Below are 20080 nucleotides of genomic sequence, written 5' to 3' on the forward strand. Positions count from 1 at the left end.
CGAGCTGGGGCGACGGCCCGGCCGCGAGCGCTAGGTAGGTTGCGCCAGCCCCCGGCGGACCGCGATCCGGACGGCTGCGGCCATGCCGCCGTCGCCGTACTCGACGTCTCCGACCGGCAGCGACCGGTCCGCGGCCACCAGGTCCTCCCACCGTCCGGCGGCGTCCATCGCGCGAGCCTCGAGCGCCAGCAGCACCTCCCGCAGGTGCCGCTCGAAGACGGCGCGGTGCTTGTCGACGAGCCGGCCGTAGAGCTCGAGCCGTGAGTCCATCGAGCGGAGGTTCGCGGAGGCGGGCGCCGTCCGGTACTCGATGAGCGGCTCCGGCACGACGGCGACGTGCCCCCCATCGGCGACGAGCGACAGGAAGAAGTCCCAGTCCTCGAACCCGCTGCGCATGTCCTCGTCGTACCCGCCGCACGCACGCCAGGCGTCGCGGCGGACGACCGCGGTCGCGGGGCAGGCGTTGCGGTGCAGGAAGTCGACCGCCGACCCTCCGCCGGGCCGCACGACGGCATCGATCACGCCGTGCGCACGCAGCCACGACGATGCTGCACGCGCGCCGGGGTCGCCCTCCAGGACCGCGGCCGTCCGCTCGAGGAACGTCGGCGCGAGGCGGTCGTCGCCGTCCAGCACGGCCACGAGGTCGGTCCCAGCGGCCGCGATCCCCGCGTTCCGGGCCGCGCTGACGCCGCGGTTGGACTGACGCAGCACCCGGACACGTGCGTCCGCCTGGAGCCGCTCGATGACCTCGACCGACTCGTCGTCGGTCGAGCCGTCGTCGACCACGATGACGTCGTCCGGGACGCGGGTCTGGCGCAGGACCGAGTCGACCGCTTCGGCCACCAGTCCACCCTGGTCGAATGCGGTGACGACCACGCTCACGCTCAGCACGCCTCATGCTGGCACGAGCGGACCGCCGTCGGGCCCCCGACGTGCTCGGGGCCGGCCGCGACGTGCTGGGGTGGCCTGGATCGCCGGACCACCCCAGCGCGTGTGATCAGCGCACAGTCAGCCGCAGCGGCGCCGCGGCACCACTGCCGACCCTGCCGTCGTTGCTCACGTAGACGACCTGCACGGTGTACGTGCCCTTGGGCAGCTTCGCGAGCGTGACCGCCACGCTCCCGTCGTCGGTCGCCCGCAGAGGCACGGACGTCGACCTCGACCCGTACGTGACCAGGACCGTGCCCGTCGGCGACGTGAAGTCCGCCGCCTGCACCGTGACGTCGACCTTCGCGGCCTGCGACCCGGTGACGCTCGCACTCGCGAGCTGCGCCTTCACGACCGGGGGTGTCCGCACGACCACGACGAGACCCGCCGCGGCCGAGGATCCCGCGACGACCGCGTCGCCGGAGTAGGCCACCTTGACCGGATAGAGGCCGATCGCCAGACGCGGCAGCTCGACCGCGAGCCGACCTCCGTCCGCCTGCGTCAGAGCGACCTCCTTCGTGGCACTGCCGTAGGTGACCTTGACCGTCCCCGTCGGGAGCGTGCCCGCCGGCACGGAGGTGACCGTCACGTCGACGACAGCCGTGGTGCTCGTCGTGACGAGGGCCTTGCGCACGTGCGCCTTGACCGTCGACGCGAGCTTGACCACGGTGAGCGTGCCGGCAGAAGCAGTCCCGGGCGCGACGACCGCGTCACCGGCGTAGTCCACCGAGACGGCATAGGTTCCGGCGGCCAGGACGGGCAGCGGCACCGTGAGCCGACCCGCGTCCGCCGCCGTGAGCGTCGCCACGACGGACTGCGAGCCGTAGTGGACGGTGACCTGGCCGGTCGGTGCGTCCGACGCCCCCGCGCCCACCGTCACCCGGACCGACGCAGCCGTCACGGTGCTCACGGTGGGCGCTGCCAGCGTGGCCGTCACGGTCGGGACTGCGAGATCGCTGACCTCGAGCCCCGCGATGGCGCCGTTCACCAGCGCCGTCGCGGCTGCGACGTCGTCGTCGTCGGCGAAGCTACCGGCGAGCACGACGTGCCCGACCTCCACCGCGTGGTCGAGCGCCGCCAGCGACGCGTCCGTGTACCAGGCCCGGTTGACGGCACCCGCAGCCGCGAGCGCGGCGTCGAGCGCGGAGGTGTCGGGTGCGACGGCACCGGTGCTCGGGGTCAGCACGACGTCGTCGAACCACCCCCAGCCGTTCGCAGGGACGGATCCGCCGACCGCGACGGTCACGACACCGTCGGCCCCGACGACCACGCCGTCGACCGTCGGGTTCGCCCAGAGTGACCAGCCGGTCTGCGGCATCGGCACGGACCAGGAACCCGCCGACGTCGCGGCCGAGAGGCTGACCCCGGCGACCTCCGGCGCGCCGTGGTTCCACACCGAGAGCGTGTAGGCGCCCGGCGCGACCCCGGTGACCTGACGGCTCACGGAGAAGGTCGCATCCGTGGCGCTCCAGAAGTTCACGGCCATCGCGCCGCTGCGCACGTTCGCCGCCTCCTCCTTGACGTTCGCGACGTTCCAGTCGAGCGACCAGCCGGCGCCCCAGTTCTCGAAGCTGCCGTTGGGCACGACGTTGACCGCCAGCACCGTCACGGTCGCACTCACCGCGTCGCCGTCGGCGGTGACGCCGGCGATCGTGTACTCGCCCGGTCCGCGGATCCACGAGACGGCGTCGCTCCACGTCACGGCGACGTCGACGGCGCTCAGGTCGTTGTACGTGACCGAGACCGTGCCGGGGAGAACCACGGCGTCACCGTCGGTGACCGTCACGCTGGGCGACTCGATCGAGTAGACCGCCCGCGGGGCGACCGCACCGGTGAGCACGTACCGGAACACCTGCAGCGACTCGAGCGGGTTCCCCGCGAAGTCGAACAGGGCCTGGTTGTCCCACTCGGAACCGCCGTAGCGGGCACCGGCGTCGACCGGGTCGTACTCCCCGACGTAGCTCGTCGCCCAGCCGGAGCCGTCCCGCTCCCACAGCACCTTGTTCGCCTCGAGCGCGCTCGGGGGGCCGACAGGGAGCCAGGCGGGCTCCCAGTAGAAGACGCCGATCCCGGCGTCGCCCGGCACGTCCGCGACGGCCTGCATCACGTCCCGCACCTCGTTCGCCTGGCCCTGCACCGAGTACGGGTAGGCCGGGTTGCTGACCGAGCCCTCGCGGATCACGTTGGGCTGTCCGTCACCGTCCTCGAGGGTCCGAGCCCACGACGTCTCGGCGACCATGACCTTCTTGCCATAGGTCGTCGCGACGTCGCCCAGCACCGTCGTCAGGTTGTCCAGCGTGCCGTGCCAGAACGGGTAGTACGACGACGCGAAGACGTCGTAGTCCACGTTCCGCGCGTCGAGCTCGGCCGCGTACCCGGCATACCGGCCCGCCGACTCCGGGTTGGTGAAGTGCAGGGCGACGAGCGCGTCCGGGAGCACGTCCCGGACAGCGGCGCTGCCGGCGGAGAAGATCTGCGCCATGTCGTCCCAGCCGGTCACGCCCGCGACGCCGTTGTTCGTCTCGTTGCCGACCTGCACCATCGTCACGTCGACCCCGGCGTCCTCGAACGCCTGCAGGCTCTGAGCCGTGTAGGTCTCGACAGCAGCTGCCTTCTCGGCGACCCCGAGGTCGGCCCACGCCTTGGGGGCCTGCTGCTTGCTCGGGTCCGCCCAGAAGTCGGAGTAGTGGAAGTCGACGAGCACGCCGAGGCCTGCAGCAGTCGCCCGCTCGCCGATCTCCACAGCCCGCTCGACGTCGACGTTCCCGGCGCCGTACCCGTGGCCCTGCGCGTCCCACGGGTCGTTCCACACGCGCACCCGCACGTCGGTGACACCGGACTCCGCCAGCACGTCGAACAGGTCCGCGACCTGGCCGTCCGTGTCCCGGAACGTCACGCCGCTCTCCTCCAGGGAGAGGGCGGTGGAGACGTCGACGCCTCGCATGAAGCCCTCGGGCATCCCCTCGACCTTCTGCACGACGATCCCGGCATCGACCGGGCCCTGGTCGTCGGCGGCCGCCGGTAGCACGGCTCCCGGAACCGCCGCGAGGACGAGCGAGCAGGACGCCAGGTAGGCGGCGGCCCTGAGTCGGCGAGGCAATGAAGACACGGCGTTGTCCCTTCGTGTCGAGCGTCATCGGTCGTACGTCGTCGTCGACCGTGGTCGAGCCGGTGCTGCGTGTGCGTCCAGCGGTCCTGTGACGTGACGACGACCGAACGAGATCGCGACACCCGTGGGCCGGCTGGGGTCCAGGACCCTCCGTCGCGCCGGGCCGTGCGACTGTGCACGAGCCAGACTGTGAACGTGCACAGGCTAGGCATCGACGTCGCCGATGCGAAGGCCTGCACACCGGTCGTTACCGGACTGTGACCATGCCGGCTCAGCCCTTGTCGTGCGAGCGGTACTCGGTCGGGCTCATGCCGTGGATGCGCCGGAACTGCCGGGAGAAGTACAGCGGATCGGTGAAGCCGACCTGGGCGGCGACCGACGCGACCGGGCGGTCGGTGGTGTCGAGGAGCTCGCGCGCGGCGCCCATGCGCAGGCGGGTCTGGTACTCCAGGGCGCCGTAGCCCGTGGCCCGCCGGAACAGTGCCGAGTAGTGGGACACGCTCAGCCCGGCCATGCCCGCGAGGTCACCGAGCGAGATGCGGGTCGAGACGTTCGCGCGCAGGTGCTCGATCGTCGCCCCGACCGGGTCTGCCTGCTGCCTGCTGATCGTGCGCCTGTCGGCGGCGAGGAGCGCCATCGCGTGCCATGCGGCGCCGGACGACGCCAGCAATGTGCCCATCGTCTCGTCGCGCTCCATGCGTCGGATGATCGTGTCGATCAGAGAGACGACGCGTGCCGGGTCGCCGACGCCGAAGACCGGCTGGTCCGCAGTGGCGCCGATCATGTCCAGGAGCGGCGGGACCTGCTGGCCGACGAGGTGCAACCACCAGATGGTCCATGGGTCGTCCGCGTCCGCCTCGTACCTGTGCGGCAGGCCCGCCGGGATGGCCAGCGCCTGACCTGCCCGAACCTGGTGCACCCCGGAGGGCAGCGTGCAGGTCCCCCGACCTGCCGCGCAGACGATGACCACGTGCTGCGCGGCACCGTTCTTGCGGGATCGCCCGTGCGACGAGGCACGGGGGAAGTAGCCGGCGTCGGTGACGAGCAGCTGCGACATCGGTGCTGACGACAGCGCCCGGGCGACCAGGGGTCGCGGCAGCACCCGCATCCGCTGACCGGGGAATCCTTCTGGTCGACGGACACGGGGCTCGGGCAACGACTTCATCGATTCGTCCATACCTTCCGGAGGAACTGCCATTCTGCACCGCCGGTGCCGGAACGTAGCGTCCTGCACGTGCTCGAAGAAGAGTCCCGCCTCGTCCTGCCGGCCGTGCCCGGCCACCTCGTGGGCCAGGGCGTCGCAGCCTGGCGGCAGCCGGTCACGATCGACACGTACCTGCCGGATCCCGCGGACCGGTACCCGGCGTTCCTGGAGAACCGCGTCTACCAGGGCTCGTCGGGCCGCGTGTACCCGCTGCCGTTCCACGAGCGCATCAGCCCGACCAAGGTGCCCCGCTCGTGGGACGCGATCCACCTGGAGAACCCGTGGATCCGGCTGATGATCCTGCCGGAGCTCGGCGGGCGCATCCACGTGGGCATGGACACGACCAACGGGTACGACTTCTTCTACCGGAACAACGTCATCAAGCCGGCGCTCGTCGGGCTCGCGGGTCCCTGGATCTCGGGCGGTGTCGAGTTCAACTGGCCGCAGCACCACCGCCCTGCGACATTCCTTCCCGTCGAGGCGACGATCGAGCACGAGGCCGACGGTGGCGTCACGGTGTGGTGCTCGGACCACGACCCGTTCGCCCGGATGAAGGGCATGCACGGCATCCGCCTGCGCCCGGACTCCTCGGTGATCGAGCTGCGCGCCCGGCTGTACAACCGCACCGACGAGGTCCAGACCTTCCTGTGGTGGGCGAACGTCGCCGCGGCCGTCAACGACGACTACCAGTCGTTCTTCCCCACAGACGTGCACGCCGTGGCCGACCACGCCAAGCGCGCAGTGACGGCGTTCCCAGCAGCCGACCGCCCGTACTACGGGATCGACTATCCGACCCGCAAGGACACGGTGAACCCCGAAGGCGCCCCGGACGGCGACAGGATCGACTGGTACCGCAACATCCCGGTGCCCACCTCGTACATGGCGCTGGGCACGCAGGCCGACTTCTTCGGGGGCTACGACCACGGCCGCCGCGCGGGCTTCGTGCACTGGGCCGACCACCACGTCGCGCCCGGCAAGAAGCAGTGGACCTGGGGCAACGGCGCGTTCGGCAAGGCCTGGGACGCGAACCTCACGGACACGGACGGGCCCTACGTCGAGCTCATGGCCGGAGTCTTCACCGACAACCAGCCCGACTTCACGTTCCTGGCCCCGGGCGAGACGAAGACCTTCAGCCAGTACTGGTACCCGATCCAGGAGACCGGGCCGGTCCACGAGGCCAACCTCGAGGCCGCCGTGCGACTGGACGTGATCCCGGGCGCGAGGACCACGGCCATCCGGGTCGCTGCCGCGGTGACCCGTGCACGGGCGGCGACGACCGTGCGTGTGGTCGGACCCCGAGGCGACACGCTGTGGCACGTCACGACGGATGCCGCGCCCGATCGTCCGATCGTGCATGCAGTGGACCTGGCCGCCGTGTGGAACCCGGAGGACCTGACCGTCGTCGTGGAGCAGGACGGCGACGAGCTCATCGCCTGGCGGCCCCGTGCGCACCTCACCTCACCCGACCTGCCCGAGCCTGCGCAGGAGCCCGCGGCACCGCAGGACGTGCCCTCCGTCGACGAGCTCTACCTCACGGGCGTCCACCTGGAGCAGTACCGGCACGCGACGAGGTCACCCGAGCCCTACTGGCTCGAGGCGCTGCGGCGCGACGAGGGCGACTACCGCTCGCACGCGGCGTTGGCCGCGCGACGGTACCGGGACGGCCGGTACGCGCAGGCCGAGCACCACCTGCGCGCGGCCCTGGCGCGCCAGACCCGGCTGAACACGAACCCGGCTGACGGCGAGACGGCGTTCCGCCTCGGCCAGGTGCTCGCACGCACCGGCCGTCTCGACGAGGCCTACGAGATGTTCGGCAAGGCGCAGTGGAACCAGGCGTGGCGGGGCGCAGCACACCTGGCGATGGCCCGCCTCGACGCGGCGCGCGGTCGCGACCGATCTGCGCTCGACCACGCCCGCAGTGCTGCCGGCGCCGACCCGGGAAACCTGCAGGCTCAGTGCGCGCTCGCGGTCCTGCTGCGCCGCGTCGGGCGCGATGCCGAGGCCGCCGCGGTGCTTGCGAGCGCTGTCGAGCGAGACCCGTTGGACGTCTGGACCCGCGACCTGGCGGGACTGGGCGTCGCGACCGACGCTCCCACCCTGCTCGACGTCGCCCTGGAGTACGACTCGTTGGGCTCCTGGAGCGACGCCGTCCGGCTCCTCGAGCAGGCCGCCCGGATCGAGCCCGCGCTGGGGCAGGTCGAGGTTCGGCCGCTCGTGCACCTGCACGCCGCCAGGATCCTCGACCGGGCCGGTGAGGGCGATGCTGCCGAGCGGCATCGCGGGCTGGCGCGCACGGTTCCCGCCGTGCACTGCCTGGCCTCGCGCCTCGACGACGTCGACACCCTGCAGGCGCATGTGGCGAACCATCCGCACGACGCTCGGGCGTGGGCGATCCTCGGCCACTGGCTCTACTTCCAGCGCCGCCACGACGACGCGATCGCCGCGTGGCGGACGTCCTGCGAGCTCGACCCGAGCGACCCCGTCGTGTGGCGGAACCGCGCCGTCGCGGCGTTCAACGTCCTCGCGGACCGGGATGCTGCTCGGGAGCACTACGAGCAGGCGCTCGCCGTCGCGCCCGGCGACCCTCGCCTCGTCTACGAGCTCGACCAGCTGGCCAAGCGTTCGGGCGCGACGCCCGAGCAGCGCCTCGCGTTCCTCACCCGAGAGCGTGCCGCCGTGGCCGCCCGCGACGACCTCAGCGTCGAGCTGGCGCAGCTGCACACGGCGACCGGCGGTGCAGACGCCGCTCTCGAGCTCCTCCACTCCAGGTGGTTCCAGCCATGGGAGGGCGGCGAGGGACAAGTGCTCTCCGCCTGGGACGAAGCGCACCTCGCGCTCGCACGCCGGTCGCTCGAGGACGGCGACGCCGAGGTCGCGCTGGAGCATGTGCGCGCGGCGCTCGAGCCCGTCGCGAACCTCGGTGAGGCCAGGCACCCGTTGGCGAACACGGCGCAGCTTCACCTGATGCTCGGGGACGCGCTCGCCGCCACAGGCGACCGCGACGGCGCGATCGCCGCGTGGACGAGCGCCGCCGGCTCGACGGGCGACTTCCGGAGCATGGCGCCGGTGGAGCTCTCCGAGACGACCTGCTACGCCGTGCTCGCGATGCGCCGTCTCGGCGATGCGGTCCGTGCCGACGCTCTGGTCGACGACCTCGCAGAGCACGCGGAGAGGCTGCGCTCGACGCCCGCGACCGTCGACTACTTCGCTACCTCACTGCCGACGCTCCTCCTCTTCCAGGACGACCTGCAGGCGGCCCAGACCACGACAGCGATGCTCCTGGAGGCCCAGGTCGCCGCGCTGCGCGGAGACCGCGGGGTCGCCGCCTCGCACCTCGACGAGGTCCTGGTTCGCGAGCCCGGCCGGCTGCGCGCCCTCGACCTGCGACGCGAGCTGTCCGGACCGACGGAAGCGGAGTCCGCCCGATGACGACCCGCGCGCGCGGCACGCGGGAGGCCGACCGGGCCGGAAGGCTGCACGGCCTGGCCTCATCGGATGGGCGGACGCGCGCCTCCGTCGACCTGCGCGGCGGTGGCCTGCACAGCCTCACGCTCGATGGCGAGCCGATCGTCCACACCTACGACGCCGCGGGACCCGCGCCGTGCTGCTCGGGAGCCCTGTTGTTCCCCTGGCCCAACCGTGTGCGCGGCGGACGCTGGCTGCACGACGGCGTCGAGCACCATCTCGAGGTCGACGAGCCGGAGCTGGGACATGCGATCCATGGCGTCGTCCGGGCGGCCACGTTCCGCATCACGTCGACGAGCGCGGACAGCGTCACGGTGTCGACGGTGGTCGAGCCGAGACCCGGCTACCCGTTCCAGGTCGAGCTCGACACGACCTACACCACCGAGGCGACCGGCCTGCGCGTGGACCACACGATCCGCAACCTGTCGGAGGGACCGGCGCCGGTCGCGCTCGGTGCCCACCCGTACGTTCGCGTCGGCACGGCTCCGGCCGAGGACCTGCAGCTCACCGTGCTCGCTGCGCGCCACCTCCCCGTCGACGCGACGCTGATCCCCGTGGGCGACGACCCGGTCGACGGCGACGTCGACCTGCGGGAGGGTCGGGTCCTTGCCGGGCGGGAGGTCAACACCTGCTACCACGCGCTGAGTCCACAAGGCGACGCGTACCGACACCGGCTGACCGCGGCGGACGGGCGATCGGTCGAGGTCTGGACGGACACGTCGTTCGCGTACCTGCAGGTCTACGTTACGGACAAGTTCCCGGACTCCGACCAGGGGCTGACGTGCGCGATCGCCGTCGAGCCGATGACGGCAGCGCCTGACGCGCTCAACTCCGGCCTCGGCCTGCGCTGGCTCGCCCCCGACGAGACGTGGGACCTCAGCTGGGGCCTGCGGGCACGCGGTTGGTAGGTCCTGCGCCAGCCTTCGCCTGCACCCTTCGCCTCAAGGAGAGACGTGACCGACGACGCTCGCTCGAACGGCCTCGTGGCACCGCACCACGTGAGGGTCACCACGCCGACGGCGCCTCGCCGAGGCCACCTACGCGTGGGTGAGTCCCCGAGCGGCGACGACCGGATCGAGGTGACCAGCACGTGGATCGAGCGCGCCGGCAACCCGTGGTTCCCCGTCACCGGCGAGATCCACTACTCGCGCGTGCCGCGCAACCGGTGGCGTGACGTCCTCGGCCACGCTCGGGCCGGCGGGCTGACGTCGGTCGCGACGTATGTGTTCTGGCAGGCTCACGAGCCAGAGCCCGGGCAGTTCCGCTGGGACGGCCAGCTCGACCTGCGCGCGTTCGTCGACGAGGCGCAGACGCACGGCCTCGACGTCGTCGTGCGGCTGGGACCGTGGGCCCATGGCGAAGCACGGTACGGCGGCTTCCCCGACTGGCTCGTCGAGCGGAAGCTCCCGACCCGCACCAACGACCCCGACTACCTCGCGCTGGTGCACGCCTTCTACGCCGAGACCGTCGCCCAGCTCCGGGATCTCTCGCACGCGGACGGCGGGCCGGTGATCGGCGTCCAGATCGAGAACGAGCTCTACGACCAGCCCCAGCACCTGGCCCGGCTCCGCGAGCTCGCCGAAGGGCTCGGACTTCACGTGCCCATCTGGACGGCCACGGGCTGGGGTGGCGCACAGGTCCCCGAGTCGCTCCTGCCGGTGTACAGCGCGTACGCCGACGGCTTCTGGGACGACGAGTCGACCGAGTGGCCCGAGTTCTCGGCGTTCCACTTCCGCTACAGCCCGGTCCGCGACGACCTCTCGGTCGGGGCCGACCTGCGAGAGGCACTCGACGGGATCACCATCGATCCCGGTGCCGTGCCGCTCACGAACGACGACGCCGTTCCCTTCGCGACGTGCGAGCTGGGTGGCGGTATGCACGTCGCCTACCACCGCAGGCCGCTCGTGACCCCGTCCGACGTCGCCGCGCTCGCCCTGGCCAAGGTCGGCAGCGGTTCGATCTGGCAGGGCTACTACATGTACGCAGGCGGATCTCAGCGAACCGGCGCGCACGGTTCGGAGCAGGAGTCCCACGCCACGGGCTACCCGAACGACGTGCCACGGGTGACCTACGACTTCGCCGCCCCGATCGGCGAGCACGGGCAGGTCCGCGCCCATCACCACTACCTGCGAGCCCAGCACCTGTGGCTCCAGGAGGACGGCCACCGGATCGCCGCGATGGCCACCACCGTCGGAGGCGGCAGTGCCGACCCCGAGGTCCTGCGTTGGGCGGTGCGGTCCGACGGGCACAGCGGCTACCTCTTCGCGTCGACCTACCAGCCCGCGAGGGCAGCCTTGCGCGAGCAGAACGGCGTGCAGCTCACCGTGTCGTTCGACGACGAGGACGTCACGGTCCCCACCCAGCCGCTCACGATCCCCGCCGGTGTCTCGGTGGTGTGGCCGCTCCGGTACCCGCTCGCACCCGGCGTCACGCTCCGCAGTGCGACCGCCCGGGTGATCACCCGCGTGACGGTCGACGACCGCGAGGTGGTCGTGCTCGGCGCCTACGACGACATCCCCGTCGAGCTCGTGCTCGACGGCAGGCACGACGTCGGCGGCACGGGTGTCGCCGTCCACAGCGGCGGCGCGACGATCGTCTCGCTCACCGCACCGGCCGGCCCGACGTGCGTCGTCGAGCTCCAGGAGGCGCGGATCATCGTCCTGGACCGGGCGAGCGTCGACCAGCTCTATGTGCTCGAGGTCGACGGCAGGGAGCGGCTGGTGCTGTCGACGGCGCCCGTCTACGCCCTGGACGGCGGGCTCGTGGTGAAGACGGAGGACCCCCGGCTCAGCATCTCGATCCTCCCGGCACCCCACACCCTCCGGGCCGAGGGTGCGGAGCCGGGCGAGCCGTTCGCCGACGGCCCGTGGCGGACGTGGCGGATGCGCGCGCACCACGCGGGCCGCCGCACGCTCCTCGCCGGGCTCCACCCCGAGGCGAGCGCCCCGCGTCCCGAGCGAGGCGGTCCGTTGAACCGGCTCAGCGCGCCCACGGACTTCGCCGGCGCCGCCGTCGTCCAGGTCGACGTCCCCCCCGAGCTGTTCGACGGCCCCGACCGCACACTGGTCCGGCTGCGATGGACCGGTGACATCGGTCGTGCCTACGTGGGCGACGAGCTGATCAGCGACCACTTCTGGCACGGACGCGACTGGGACGTCGACCTGACGCCCTGGGCGGCCGCAGTCGCTCGTCACGGCGTCCGGTTCGAGCTCCTGCCGTGGAGGCGCAGCACCGGGGTCTGGGTCGACCCGGTCGTGCGCGAGATCCCCGACGGGGTCCACATCGCCACGGTGGACGTCGTACGCGTCGGAGAGGTCCGCCTCACCGGGGCGTGAGCACGGCCACCTCGTGGGCACGCCCGTCGAGCGGGACGGGCACGGTCGCGCCCTCCACGTCGAGCGCGTAGTCCCCCGCGAACCCTTCGACGACGATCCGGCCGTCGCCGTCCGTGGCGACGTCCTGGGGCGCGAGCCACCACTCCTCGCGCACCAGCCTGCGCAGAGCCTCGTAGCCGGGCTTCGGTGTGCCGTCGGCCCGGACGAGGCCCGAGGGCGCGCCCAGCCACGACCCGTCGTCGGTGAACCCCCAGTACGTCGCGGCCTGGACGGCGGGGTGCGCGAGCAGCGTCCGGTAGTGCCGCCCCAGCTCGTCGGCCTGCCGCTCCTCGCCCTCGGGCGTCGTCGGCCACGACGGCACCTGGTAGTCGTTGAGATCGACGATCTCCGGCGGCATGAGGTCGCCGGAGACCAGCGTCGTCTCGGTCAGGTGCAGCGGCAGACCGAACCGCGCGAAGCGGTCCAGCACCTCGAGCGTGCGCTCCTCGCCCCAGTAGCCCTGGTGCATGTGGCTCTGCAGGCCGAGCGCATCGATCCGGATGCCGGCACCGAGGCACTCCTCGACCAGCTGTTCGTAGGCCGTCGACATGTTGAAGTCGTTGAGCAGCAGGGTCAGCCCGGGATCTGCCGCGCGGGCCGTCTCGAACGCGAGCCGGACGGTCTCGACGCGGCCGAGCCGGCGGCAGAGCTCGGTGACCGCGTTCTCCTCCTTGTCGAACACCGGCATGATGACGACCTCGTTGATCGCGTCCCACGTCCGGACGACGTCCGCGAAGTCGCCGACCTCGCGCGTGATCCGGGCCTGGACCACACGCTCGACGTCCCGCTCGTCGAGGTCGAGCAGCCACGACGGCGCGAGGGTGTGCCAGACCAGCGGGTGGCCCTTGACGGCGACGCCCCGGTCGACGAACCACTGCGCGGTCCGGTGCAGCCGCTGCGTGTCGGGACGGCCGCGCTCGGGCTCGAAGCCCGCCCAGTAGAACGGCAGGGTTGCCGTGTTGAACACGTCGAACCACAGCTCGGCGACCCTGCGAGCCGTCGACGGAGACGCACCGCCGAACGCGGCGCGAGGGCCGTCGTCCTCCTCGTCGTTGGCGACCGGCACGAAGTCGAAGCCGATGTTGCCGAACGCGAAGGCGTGCCGCGTCTGGCGCACCGTCACCCGCCGATCCGCCAGCGCCCTCCCGTCCGGGCCGCGCAGGGTCAGGTCGGAACGCAGGACGCGGTGCGCGACGGCGGGATCCGCGGCGAGACGAGCGACGTTCACCGCGCCACCCCTCGCGTTGTCGAGTCCGTCGGTACGCAGACCCCAGCCGCGGCCGCGATCTCCGCGGTGGTGACGCCCCGACCAACCATCCGCGGCACTCCTCTCGTCCCACGCCGTTGACGGCGAGCTGCCGGCATGTCCTTCTTACGCCACGACGAAGGTTGGAGCACCACACTGTCGCAATCTCGAAGGAAGGCGTGGCGCTGAAGGCGTGCCTGGGTTCTCCAGCACGCCACGCACGCTCTCATCCGCGACATTGTCCGCACTGGTGAGGTACGAAAGGGCATCTCCGGAAGGTGTGACTGCGCTTGTTCACCGCGCCGAGTCGAGCACCGGGTCGCGTCATCGAGAATGCCGTTGCGCCCGCTACTCCTCCAGAAGGACGCGGACGTCCCACGGCCCCAGCTCGACCAGCCCGTCGGCCGCCAGGGGCTGGGTCGAGAGCAGATCCGTGACGTCGGTCGGCAACCGCACCGAGCAGGCGTCCCACGACCAGTTGTGCAGGACTCGCAGCCGACGCCCTGCGGCCGTCGTCGCTGAGGTCGCCGTGACCGAACCGGTGTTCAGCGAGCTCCAGACGTCCCGGGCAGCCGGTACCGCCCAGGACACCAGCGCAGCCGACAGCTCGGTGTTGGGCACCGTGCCGACGACGGTGACGCGCCCCAGCCCCGCCTCAGCGGTGGTGATCGCCGGGTACAGGCCGAACGCGGGGTGCTGATATCGGGCGAGGACCTGGACCGAGCTGTCCGAGACCTGCAAGTAGTCGACCCATGCTGCGCCGGCTGCGGTGTCGGGCAGCTCCAGTGCGCCGTCGGAGCCCGTCACGCGCACCGGTGTCGCCAGGTTGCTGAACTCCTGGTAGCTGACGCCAGCGGCGGCGGCGAGCCGCGCCGGCTTGACCTCCGCGCGAGCTCGGGCCTCTCTGTCCGCATATCCGCTGCGCGGTCCGAGCACCAGGTGTCCGCCCGCCTCGGCGTAGTCGCGCAACCAGTCGAGCAGCGCGTCGCTGGCCACGTAGAGCGCAGGCGCCAGCAGGACCGGCAGCTCGGCGGCGACCTCGGCCGGTTCGCGGAGCCGCGTGCCATCGCCCTTGTCGACCAGCTGGACGTCGTGAACGATTCGCGCCGGCGCGCCGGCGTCGAACGCTCCCCGGTAGAAGGCGTGCACGATTCGCTGGTAGCTGTCGGGGTCCGCGGAGCCGTCGTCCCGGGCGAGCGCCGGCTGACCTTCGAGGCCCCACATCGACTCGTTGGACCACAGCAGCCCCACCACGGCGTCCGGGACGAGTCCGCTCAGGTGTTCCTCGGCAGACTTGATCTCTGCACCCAGCGCGGCCAGCTGGTCGTAGACCCGCCCGGGCCGCTGGTCGTGCGGGAGAATTCCGATCCAGTACGTCTCGGCACCGAAATGAAGCGTGTGCCAGTGCCAGTACTCGACCATTCGTGCTCCCCGGACGATCATCGCCCAGGCGGCCTGTCGCCACTGCCCATCGAACGCGGGCGCGTTCATCGCCGGGCCGCCGATGGCCCCGGCATTCGTCTCGGTGACCAAGAACCGCGCCTGCTTCGAGGAGTACATCCGGTCTGCGCTGTGGAATATCGCCCAGGCCCCGTTCACAGTCCAACCCAGCGGGACGTGCCCTGTGGCGGGGAGAGCGAGTCCGTCCTGCATCGCGTAGTAGGGATTGCCCGCGGTCACATCCAGCGCGGCCGTCAGCTCCGGGTCCTGCACTCCAGGCCTGTCGTAGGCGATGCAGGTGGTCACGAACTTCTCGGTGCCGGCGATCTCCCGGACGATCTCGGCCTGCCAACCGATGAACTCGGTGACCATCCGGGCCTGGAACTTCCGCCAGGCGAGGTCGTACTGGGGTTGGGCGTTGCTGTCCGGTCGCCAGAGATCCGCCCAGGTAGTGAGCCGATGCGACCAGTAGACGAGCCCCCACTCCCGGTTCAGGGTCTCGACGTCGCCGTACGTGCGGCGTAGGTCGTCGACGAAGGCCTGGAACACACCCTCGTTGTGCAGCAGCTCGAGACCGGGTTCGTTGTCCACCTGGAACCCGACCACGGCGGGATGGTCGTGGTAGCGCCCGACGACGGCACGGATCACGCGCTCGGCGTGGAAGCGGTAGGCCGCGTGCGTCAGGTCCATCTCCTGACGGGCCCCCCAACCGATGCGCTCTCCCGTGCGTCGCTCTCCGGCGATCTCGGGATACTTGCGCGTCAACCACGGGGGCACGGCGTAGGTGGGCGTACCCAGCACGACGGCGATCCCTCGCGAACGCGCGCCGTCCAGGACTGGCTGCAGCCAGTCAAGGTCGAACACTCCATCCTCTGGCTCCCAGGTGGCCCACGTGGACTCGCCCACCCGGATCACGGTGAAGCCAGCTTCCTGCATGAGGTCGAGGTCCTGGTCGAGCCGGGGGGAGGGTTGGTACTCGTGGTAGTACGCGGCGCCGAAGAGCACGCGGTCGTCCATGTCTGTCAAGGCAACGAGGTCCTCATCTGGAGGGGCAGGCGAGACCGGCGACGTCGCCGATCGTGGTCACTCTTCGCTCCGGGAATCGCCGAAGCGGTTCGAACATGCCACACACGCTACGGGCGCGTGCCCTGGCATCGGGACTCCGCCGGCGGCAAGGCGCCCCCGCGCCAGGTACGTCGCGGGGGCGCCTTGCCAGGCAGGGCCAGCAGCTGCGCTACGGGGTCTCGGTCGCGGCGACGGTCTGGCACCGGGGGTCGATACCGCCGAGGTTGGCGTTGAGCTCCGTGCGGTACTCGGGGGCGACGCCCGCCGCGCAGATGACGTCCCACGCAGCGCTGGGCCAGTTGCTCCCGCTGACCTTCACGTTGTTGATCAGCTGGTTGTTGCGCTGCGCGGCGTTCGGCATCTGGGCACCGCCGGAGTTGTACCAGTTCTCCTGCAGCGTGTTGTCGTTCGTGCCGTTGCCTGCGTCGTACGCGTTGGTGAACACCCACGTGTTCAGGCCACTCAGGACGTTGTGCCGGGAGACCGTGTAGCGGCTGCCCTCGTCCAGATAGATGCCGACGCCGGAGACGTTGTACATGTAGTTGTTCTCGATCACCGTCCCCGGGCTCGCCGAGAGGTTGTAGATGTTGCCGGAGTCGGCGAAGGAGGCCTTGATGTCGTGCACCAGGTTGCCCGCGACCAGGTTGTCCTTGAGCGTCGTCGGCGTCTGGTAGAGCGGGTTGTACTTGTAGTACCCGCGGTTGACGTAGGTCTGGGAGCCGCCGGCGTCGTTGATCCCCCAGCCGTAGCCGGTGTCGATCGCGTAGGCGAGGTTCTCGACCTCGTTGTGGACGATCTGCGCCCTGGTCACGTAGGTGCTGAGGATGCCGGAGTTGTCCTTGTACTCCACGGCGACGTGGCTGATGGTGTTGTTGTCGATGAGGATGTCCTGGTTCGTCATCCGGGGGTCGCTGGGATGATGCGCGTCCGCCCGAACCCCGCCCACGAACAGGGCGTGGCCACCGACCTGGGTGAACACGTTGCCGGTCACGTCGATGTTGCTGGCGCCGAGCCCGACACCCGTGAGCGTCGCGTCGTCGTCGTTGCCGATGCCGAGACCCGACGACCCGAGGTTGCGGAAGGTGTTCCCCGTGAACGTGATGTGGTCGGCGGCGGAAACCTGCACGGCGGAAGGCTCCTGGAACCAGGTGTTGCGCGTCCGCTCGTACTGCTCGCAGCCGCGGCTGCAGCTGGTGAAGGCGTCGGCGGGGCGGTAGTCGTACGTGCCCTTGAGGTAGCCCCCGTTCTGCTGGCTGGCGTAACCGTCGAGCGAGGAGGGGCCGAGCCAGGATGTCCCGGTGAAGGTGAGACCGCTGAACTCCAGGTGGGAGACCGGGGCGTCATAGGTGCCGCCGACGCTGATGAGGGCCTGCACTCGCGGGAGCTCGATGTCGAGGTCCTGTGGGTTCACGCCGTCCGCGGGCTTGTAGTAGAGCTTCCCCGCGTCGGGGTCGACGTACCACTCCCCTGCCTGGTCCAGGAAGCTGAGCGAGTTGTCCAGGTACCAGTGCGGCTTGGCGAGCAGCGAGTACTGCGCCGTGTCCCAGCCCCACGTGTTGTTGTCCCAGGCGGGCTGGGCCATGGTGATCGTGTTGCCCGAGATGCTCTGCACCGGGGAGTAGCGGTCGGTGAAGTCGCCGAGCGACTCGAACTCGATCCGGTTCTGCGTGGGCAGGTTCGCCAGGTAGGCGAGCGCAGGGTTGTTGATCGTCATCCCCGTCGGGGTCAGCGTCAGGTCGCTCAGCGCCACGGGGGTCGAGGCCCGCGGAGCGTTGACGCCGTTGACGTAGAGCTGCCGGGTGTCGAGACCGGCCGGCGTGTTCGTGACGTAGATGTTCTTGGCCTCGTCGTACTGCTGCCAGCCCGAGAGCTGGGTCGAGCCCGAGATCTCGGGGTGCGCGCCCGGAGCAGCCGTCCAGTGCACGGTGTACCCGTTCCGGCCGCCGTCCGGCGCACGGAACTCGAGCGGGTGGTCGATGCGATAGGTGCCGTCGGCGAGCACGACGGTGACGTCGCCCTTCCCCTTGGCGGCCTCGTGTCGCACGACGCCCTGCACCTGCTCCAGCGAGCACGGGTGCTGCTCCTGGCACTGCCCGAGGTCGCGACCGTCGGGTGATGCGTAGTAGACGCTGTCCTTCTGCGGTGGTGCCGCCTGGGCGACCGATGCGCCCAGACCGCTCAGGAGCAGGGTTGCCGCGCCGGCAGCTCCGGCAGTCGCTCGCCACCGGCCCTTCCTTCGAACAGAAACTTCTGGCGTGCGTGACATCAATGTCATGGCTGTTCGCTTCCGTGATGTTGATCGGGGCCGCTTTGCCCTCGATCTACAAAATCATACGTATGACGTATGCGCAAGACCGCGCCTGACGGGGGTCAGGGCTGACACAACAGGCCCACCCCCTGGCGCCCTTGGTCGGCCGGCCTTCGAGCTAGCGGTCCACGCGGGCACCCCCGCCGGCGGCCAGCTTGAGCACCTCGGCCGCGTGGGCCATCGTGGTGTCACCGGGCGTCGTCATCGCGAGCGCGCCGTGAGCCGCTCCGTACTCGACGGCGGTCTCCAGCTCCTCACCTTCGAGCAGACCGTAGATGAGCCCCGACGCGAACGAGTCGCCACCACCGACACGATCCAGGATCTCCAGGCGCTCGCGGTGCGTCGCGCTGACGACGCCGGTGGCTCTCGACCAGGCGATGGCGCCCCAGTCGTTCACGCTGGCCGAGTGCACCGTCCGCAGGGTGGTCGCGATGACGCGAAAGTACGGGTACTGCGCGGCGACGCGGTCGATCATGGCGGCGAACGAGTCGAGGGCGAGCGTGTGGAGATCCTCGTCGACACCGTCGACGTCAAAGCCGAGCGAGGCGGTGAAGTCTTCCTCGTTGCCGATCATGACGTCGATGTGCGGGGCGATCGCACGATTGACTTCTCGTGCACGCTCCTTGCCGCCGACGGCCTTCCACAAGCTCGGGCGGTAGTTCAGGTCATAGCTGACGACGGTGCCGTGCTTGCGCGCCACCGTCACCGCTTCGATCACCGTCTCGGCGGCGCTGTCGGAGAGCGCCGCGAAGATGCCGCCGGTGTGGAACCATCGCACGCCCAGATCCCCGAACAGGTGCTCCCAGTCGACGTCCCCCGGTGCGAGCTGCGCGGCCGCCGTATGCCCACGGTCGCTGACACCGAGAGCACCACGCACTCCGAAGCCTCGTTCCGTAAAGTTCAGTCCGTTTCGCACCGTCCGGCCGACCCCGTCAAAGGGCAGCCATCGCAGGAACGAGGTGTCGACACCACCGGTGAGGATGCAGTCCTCGACGAGCCGACCGATCTCGTTGTCGGCGAGGGCGGTCACGATCGCCGTGCGGAGGCCGAACGCACGACTCAGACCACGCGCCACGTTGTACTCGCCGCCGCCCTCCCACACCCGGAACGAGCGTGCTGTTCGGATGCGCCCCTCGCCCGGATCGAGCCGCAGCATGACCTCACCGAGCGAGATTGCGTCGTACCGCGCTCCACCTGCGTCACGTATCGACAGGTCCGGCATCACGTCACTCCTCCGCACTCGGTCGTCGGTCGTCGATGAGACTGACGGCCCGCGCCGTCATGTCGCGGATGGCGTCGAAGTCACCGTTCCGCACCAGGTCACGAGACACCATCCAGGAACCTCCGACGGCCAGGACCGCTGGGAGCGCGAGGTACTCGACCACGCTTCCTGGGCCGATCCCGCCGGTCGGCACGAATTCGACCCCCGGGAAGGGTGCCGCGAGCGCTGCCACTGCCGCCGCTCCGCCCGAGGTCGCTGCCGGGAAGAACTTCACCGCGCCCAGGCCGAGCTCGAGGGCGGCCTGCACCTCCGTGGCGGTGACGGCGCCCGGCAGGACGGGCACGCCATGCTCGTGGCAACGTTCGACCACCGCTCGACTCGTTCCCGGCGAGACGACGTAGGAAGCCCCGGCCGCGACGGCGACGTCCACCTGAGCGGGCGTGAGGACCGTGCCCGCGCCGACGAGGACGTCGCCCCGCGCCGCGATGGCCCGGATGGCGTCGGCAGCGGCGTCGGTCCTGAAGGTCACCTCGGCCACCGGCAAGCCTCCGCCCACCAGCGCAGCGGCGAGAGCGTCGGCGTCGCGCGCGTCGTCGACGACGACCACGGGAATGATTCCGTGCCACGCGAGACGGTGCAGGATCTCGCTCATTCGTCACTCAGCTCTCTGCGGTTGCCGCTCTGGGGCGCGACCTGGCCCACCGGCTTCACGAGAACGAC

At 70.8% G+C, this 20080-nt stretch carries 11 protein-coding genes; 3 read left to right on the plus strand and 8 right to left on the minus strand.

Annotation, left to right across the window (positions count from 1 at the left end; translation table 11 throughout):
• Positions 1 to 30 precede the first annotated feature (30 nt).
• From AC1DUE_RS03675 to AC1DUE_RS03685, 3 genes are all read right to left on the minus strand, one after another.
• Complete coding sequence (locus tag AC1DUE_RS03675) at positions 31 to 891, minus strand: glycosyltransferase family 2 protein (protein ID WP_477038035.1); 861 nt, start codon at positions 889 to 891, stop codon at positions 31 to 33.
• Positions 892 to 997: 106 nt separating this feature from the next.
• Entirely contained in the window at positions 998 to 4036 is a 3039-nt protein-coding gene (locus AC1DUE_RS03680) for a glycosyl hydrolase 53 family protein (RefSeq protein ID WP_477038036.1), read from the minus strand.
• Positions 4037 to 4307: 271 nt separating this feature from the next.
• Positions 4308 to 5093, minus strand: coding sequence for a helix-turn-helix transcriptional regulator (locus AC1DUE_RS03685; protein ID WP_477038037.1), 786 nt, complete (start codon positions 5091 to 5093; stop codon positions 4308 to 4310).
• 177 nt (positions 5094 to 5270) lie between these two features.
• Here AC1DUE_RS03685 and AC1DUE_RS03690 point away from each other — a divergent pair, with 177 nt between their 5' ends.
• Genes AC1DUE_RS03690 through AC1DUE_RS03700 form a run of 3 tightly spaced genes read left to right on the plus strand, consistent with a single transcriptional unit; the run spans position 5271 to position 12040 of the window.
• Positions 5271 to 8669 carry a DUF5107 domain-containing protein gene (locus tag AC1DUE_RS03690; protein WP_477038038.1) on the plus strand — a complete coding sequence of 1133 codons (3399 nt, stop codon included), beginning with the start codon at positions 5271 to 5273 and terminating at the stop codon, positions 8667 to 8669.
• Complete coding sequence (locus AC1DUE_RS03695) at positions 8666 to 9613, plus strand: aldose epimerase family protein (RefSeq protein ID WP_477038039.1); 948 nt, start codon at positions 8666 to 8668, stop codon at positions 9611 to 9613. The genes AC1DUE_RS03690 and AC1DUE_RS03695 overlap by 4 nt, the downstream gene beginning before the upstream one ends.
• Positions 9614 to 9658: 45 nt before the next feature.
• On the plus strand, positions 9659 to 12040 hold the full coding sequence (locus tag AC1DUE_RS03700) for a beta-galactosidase (protein ID WP_477038040.1): 2382 nt from the start codon (positions 9659 to 9661) through the stop codon (positions 12038 to 12040).
• Here AC1DUE_RS03700 and AC1DUE_RS03705 read toward each other — a convergent pair.
• The 5 genes from AC1DUE_RS03705 to AC1DUE_RS03725 all read right to left on the minus strand — a co-directional run bounded on the left by AC1DUE_RS03705 (position 12027) and on the right by AC1DUE_RS03725 (position 20012).
• Entirely contained in the window at positions 12027 to 13307 is a 1281-nt protein-coding gene (locus AC1DUE_RS03705) for an endo-1,4-beta-xylanase (RefSeq protein ID WP_477038041.1), read from the minus strand. The genes AC1DUE_RS03700 and AC1DUE_RS03705 overlap by 14 nt on opposite strands.
• 366 nt (positions 13308 to 13673) lie before the next feature.
• On the minus strand, positions 13674 to 15782 hold the full coding sequence (locus AC1DUE_RS03710) for a beta-galactosidase (protein WP_477038042.1): 2109 nt from the start codon (positions 15780 to 15782) through the stop codon (positions 13674 to 13676).
• A 217-nt stretch (positions 15783 to 15999) separates the two neighbouring features.
• Positions 16000 to 18105 (minus strand): right-handed parallel beta-helix repeat-containing protein, encoded by a 2106-nt coding sequence (locus tag AC1DUE_RS03715; RefSeq protein WP_477038043.1) that lies wholly within the window; start codon positions 18103 to 18105, stop codon positions 16000 to 16002.
• Between the two features lie 151 nt (positions 18106 to 18256).
• A complete protein-coding gene (locus AC1DUE_RS03720) occupies positions 18257 to 19360 on the minus strand; it encodes a PfkB family carbohydrate kinase (RefSeq protein WP_477038044.1) in 1104 nt (367 codons plus the stop codon).
• Between the two features lie 4 nt (positions 19361 to 19364).
• Complete coding sequence (locus tag AC1DUE_RS03725) at positions 19365 to 20012, minus strand: bifunctional 4-hydroxy-2-oxoglutarate aldolase/2-dehydro-3-deoxy-phosphogluconate aldolase (protein WP_477038045.1); 648 nt, start codon at positions 20010 to 20012, stop codon at positions 19365 to 19367.
• Between the last annotated feature and the right edge of the window lie 68 nt (positions 20013 to 20080).

Source organism: Cellulomonas sp. P4_A2, assembly GCF_056402515.1.

Excerpts from the sequence above, each read along its gene's own strand:
- AC1DUE_RS03685 (WP_477038037.1), bottom strand. The coding sequence starts at position 5,093 with ATGTCGCAGCTGCTCGTCACCGACGCCGGCTACTTCCCCCGTGCCTCG.
- AC1DUE_RS03695 (WP_477038039.1), top strand. The coding sequence starts at position 8,666 with ATGACGACCCGCGCGCGCGGCACGCGGGAGGCCGACCGGGCCGGAAGG.
- AC1DUE_RS03710 (WP_477038042.1), bottom strand. The coding sequence starts at position 15,782 with ATGGACGACCGCGTGCTCTTCGGCGCCGCGTACTACCACGAGTACCAA.
- AC1DUE_RS03715 (WP_477038043.1), bottom strand. The coding sequence starts at position 18,105 with ATGACATTGATGTCACGCACGCCAGAAGTTTCTGTTCGAAGGAAGGGC.
- AC1DUE_RS03720 (WP_477038044.1), bottom strand. The coding sequence starts at position 19,360 with ATGCCGGACCTGTCGATACGTGACGCAGGTGGAGCGCGGTACGACGCA.
- AC1DUE_RS03725 (WP_477038045.1), bottom strand. The coding sequence starts at position 20,012 with ATGAGCGAGATCCTGCACCGTCTCGCGTGGCACGGAATCATTCCCGTG.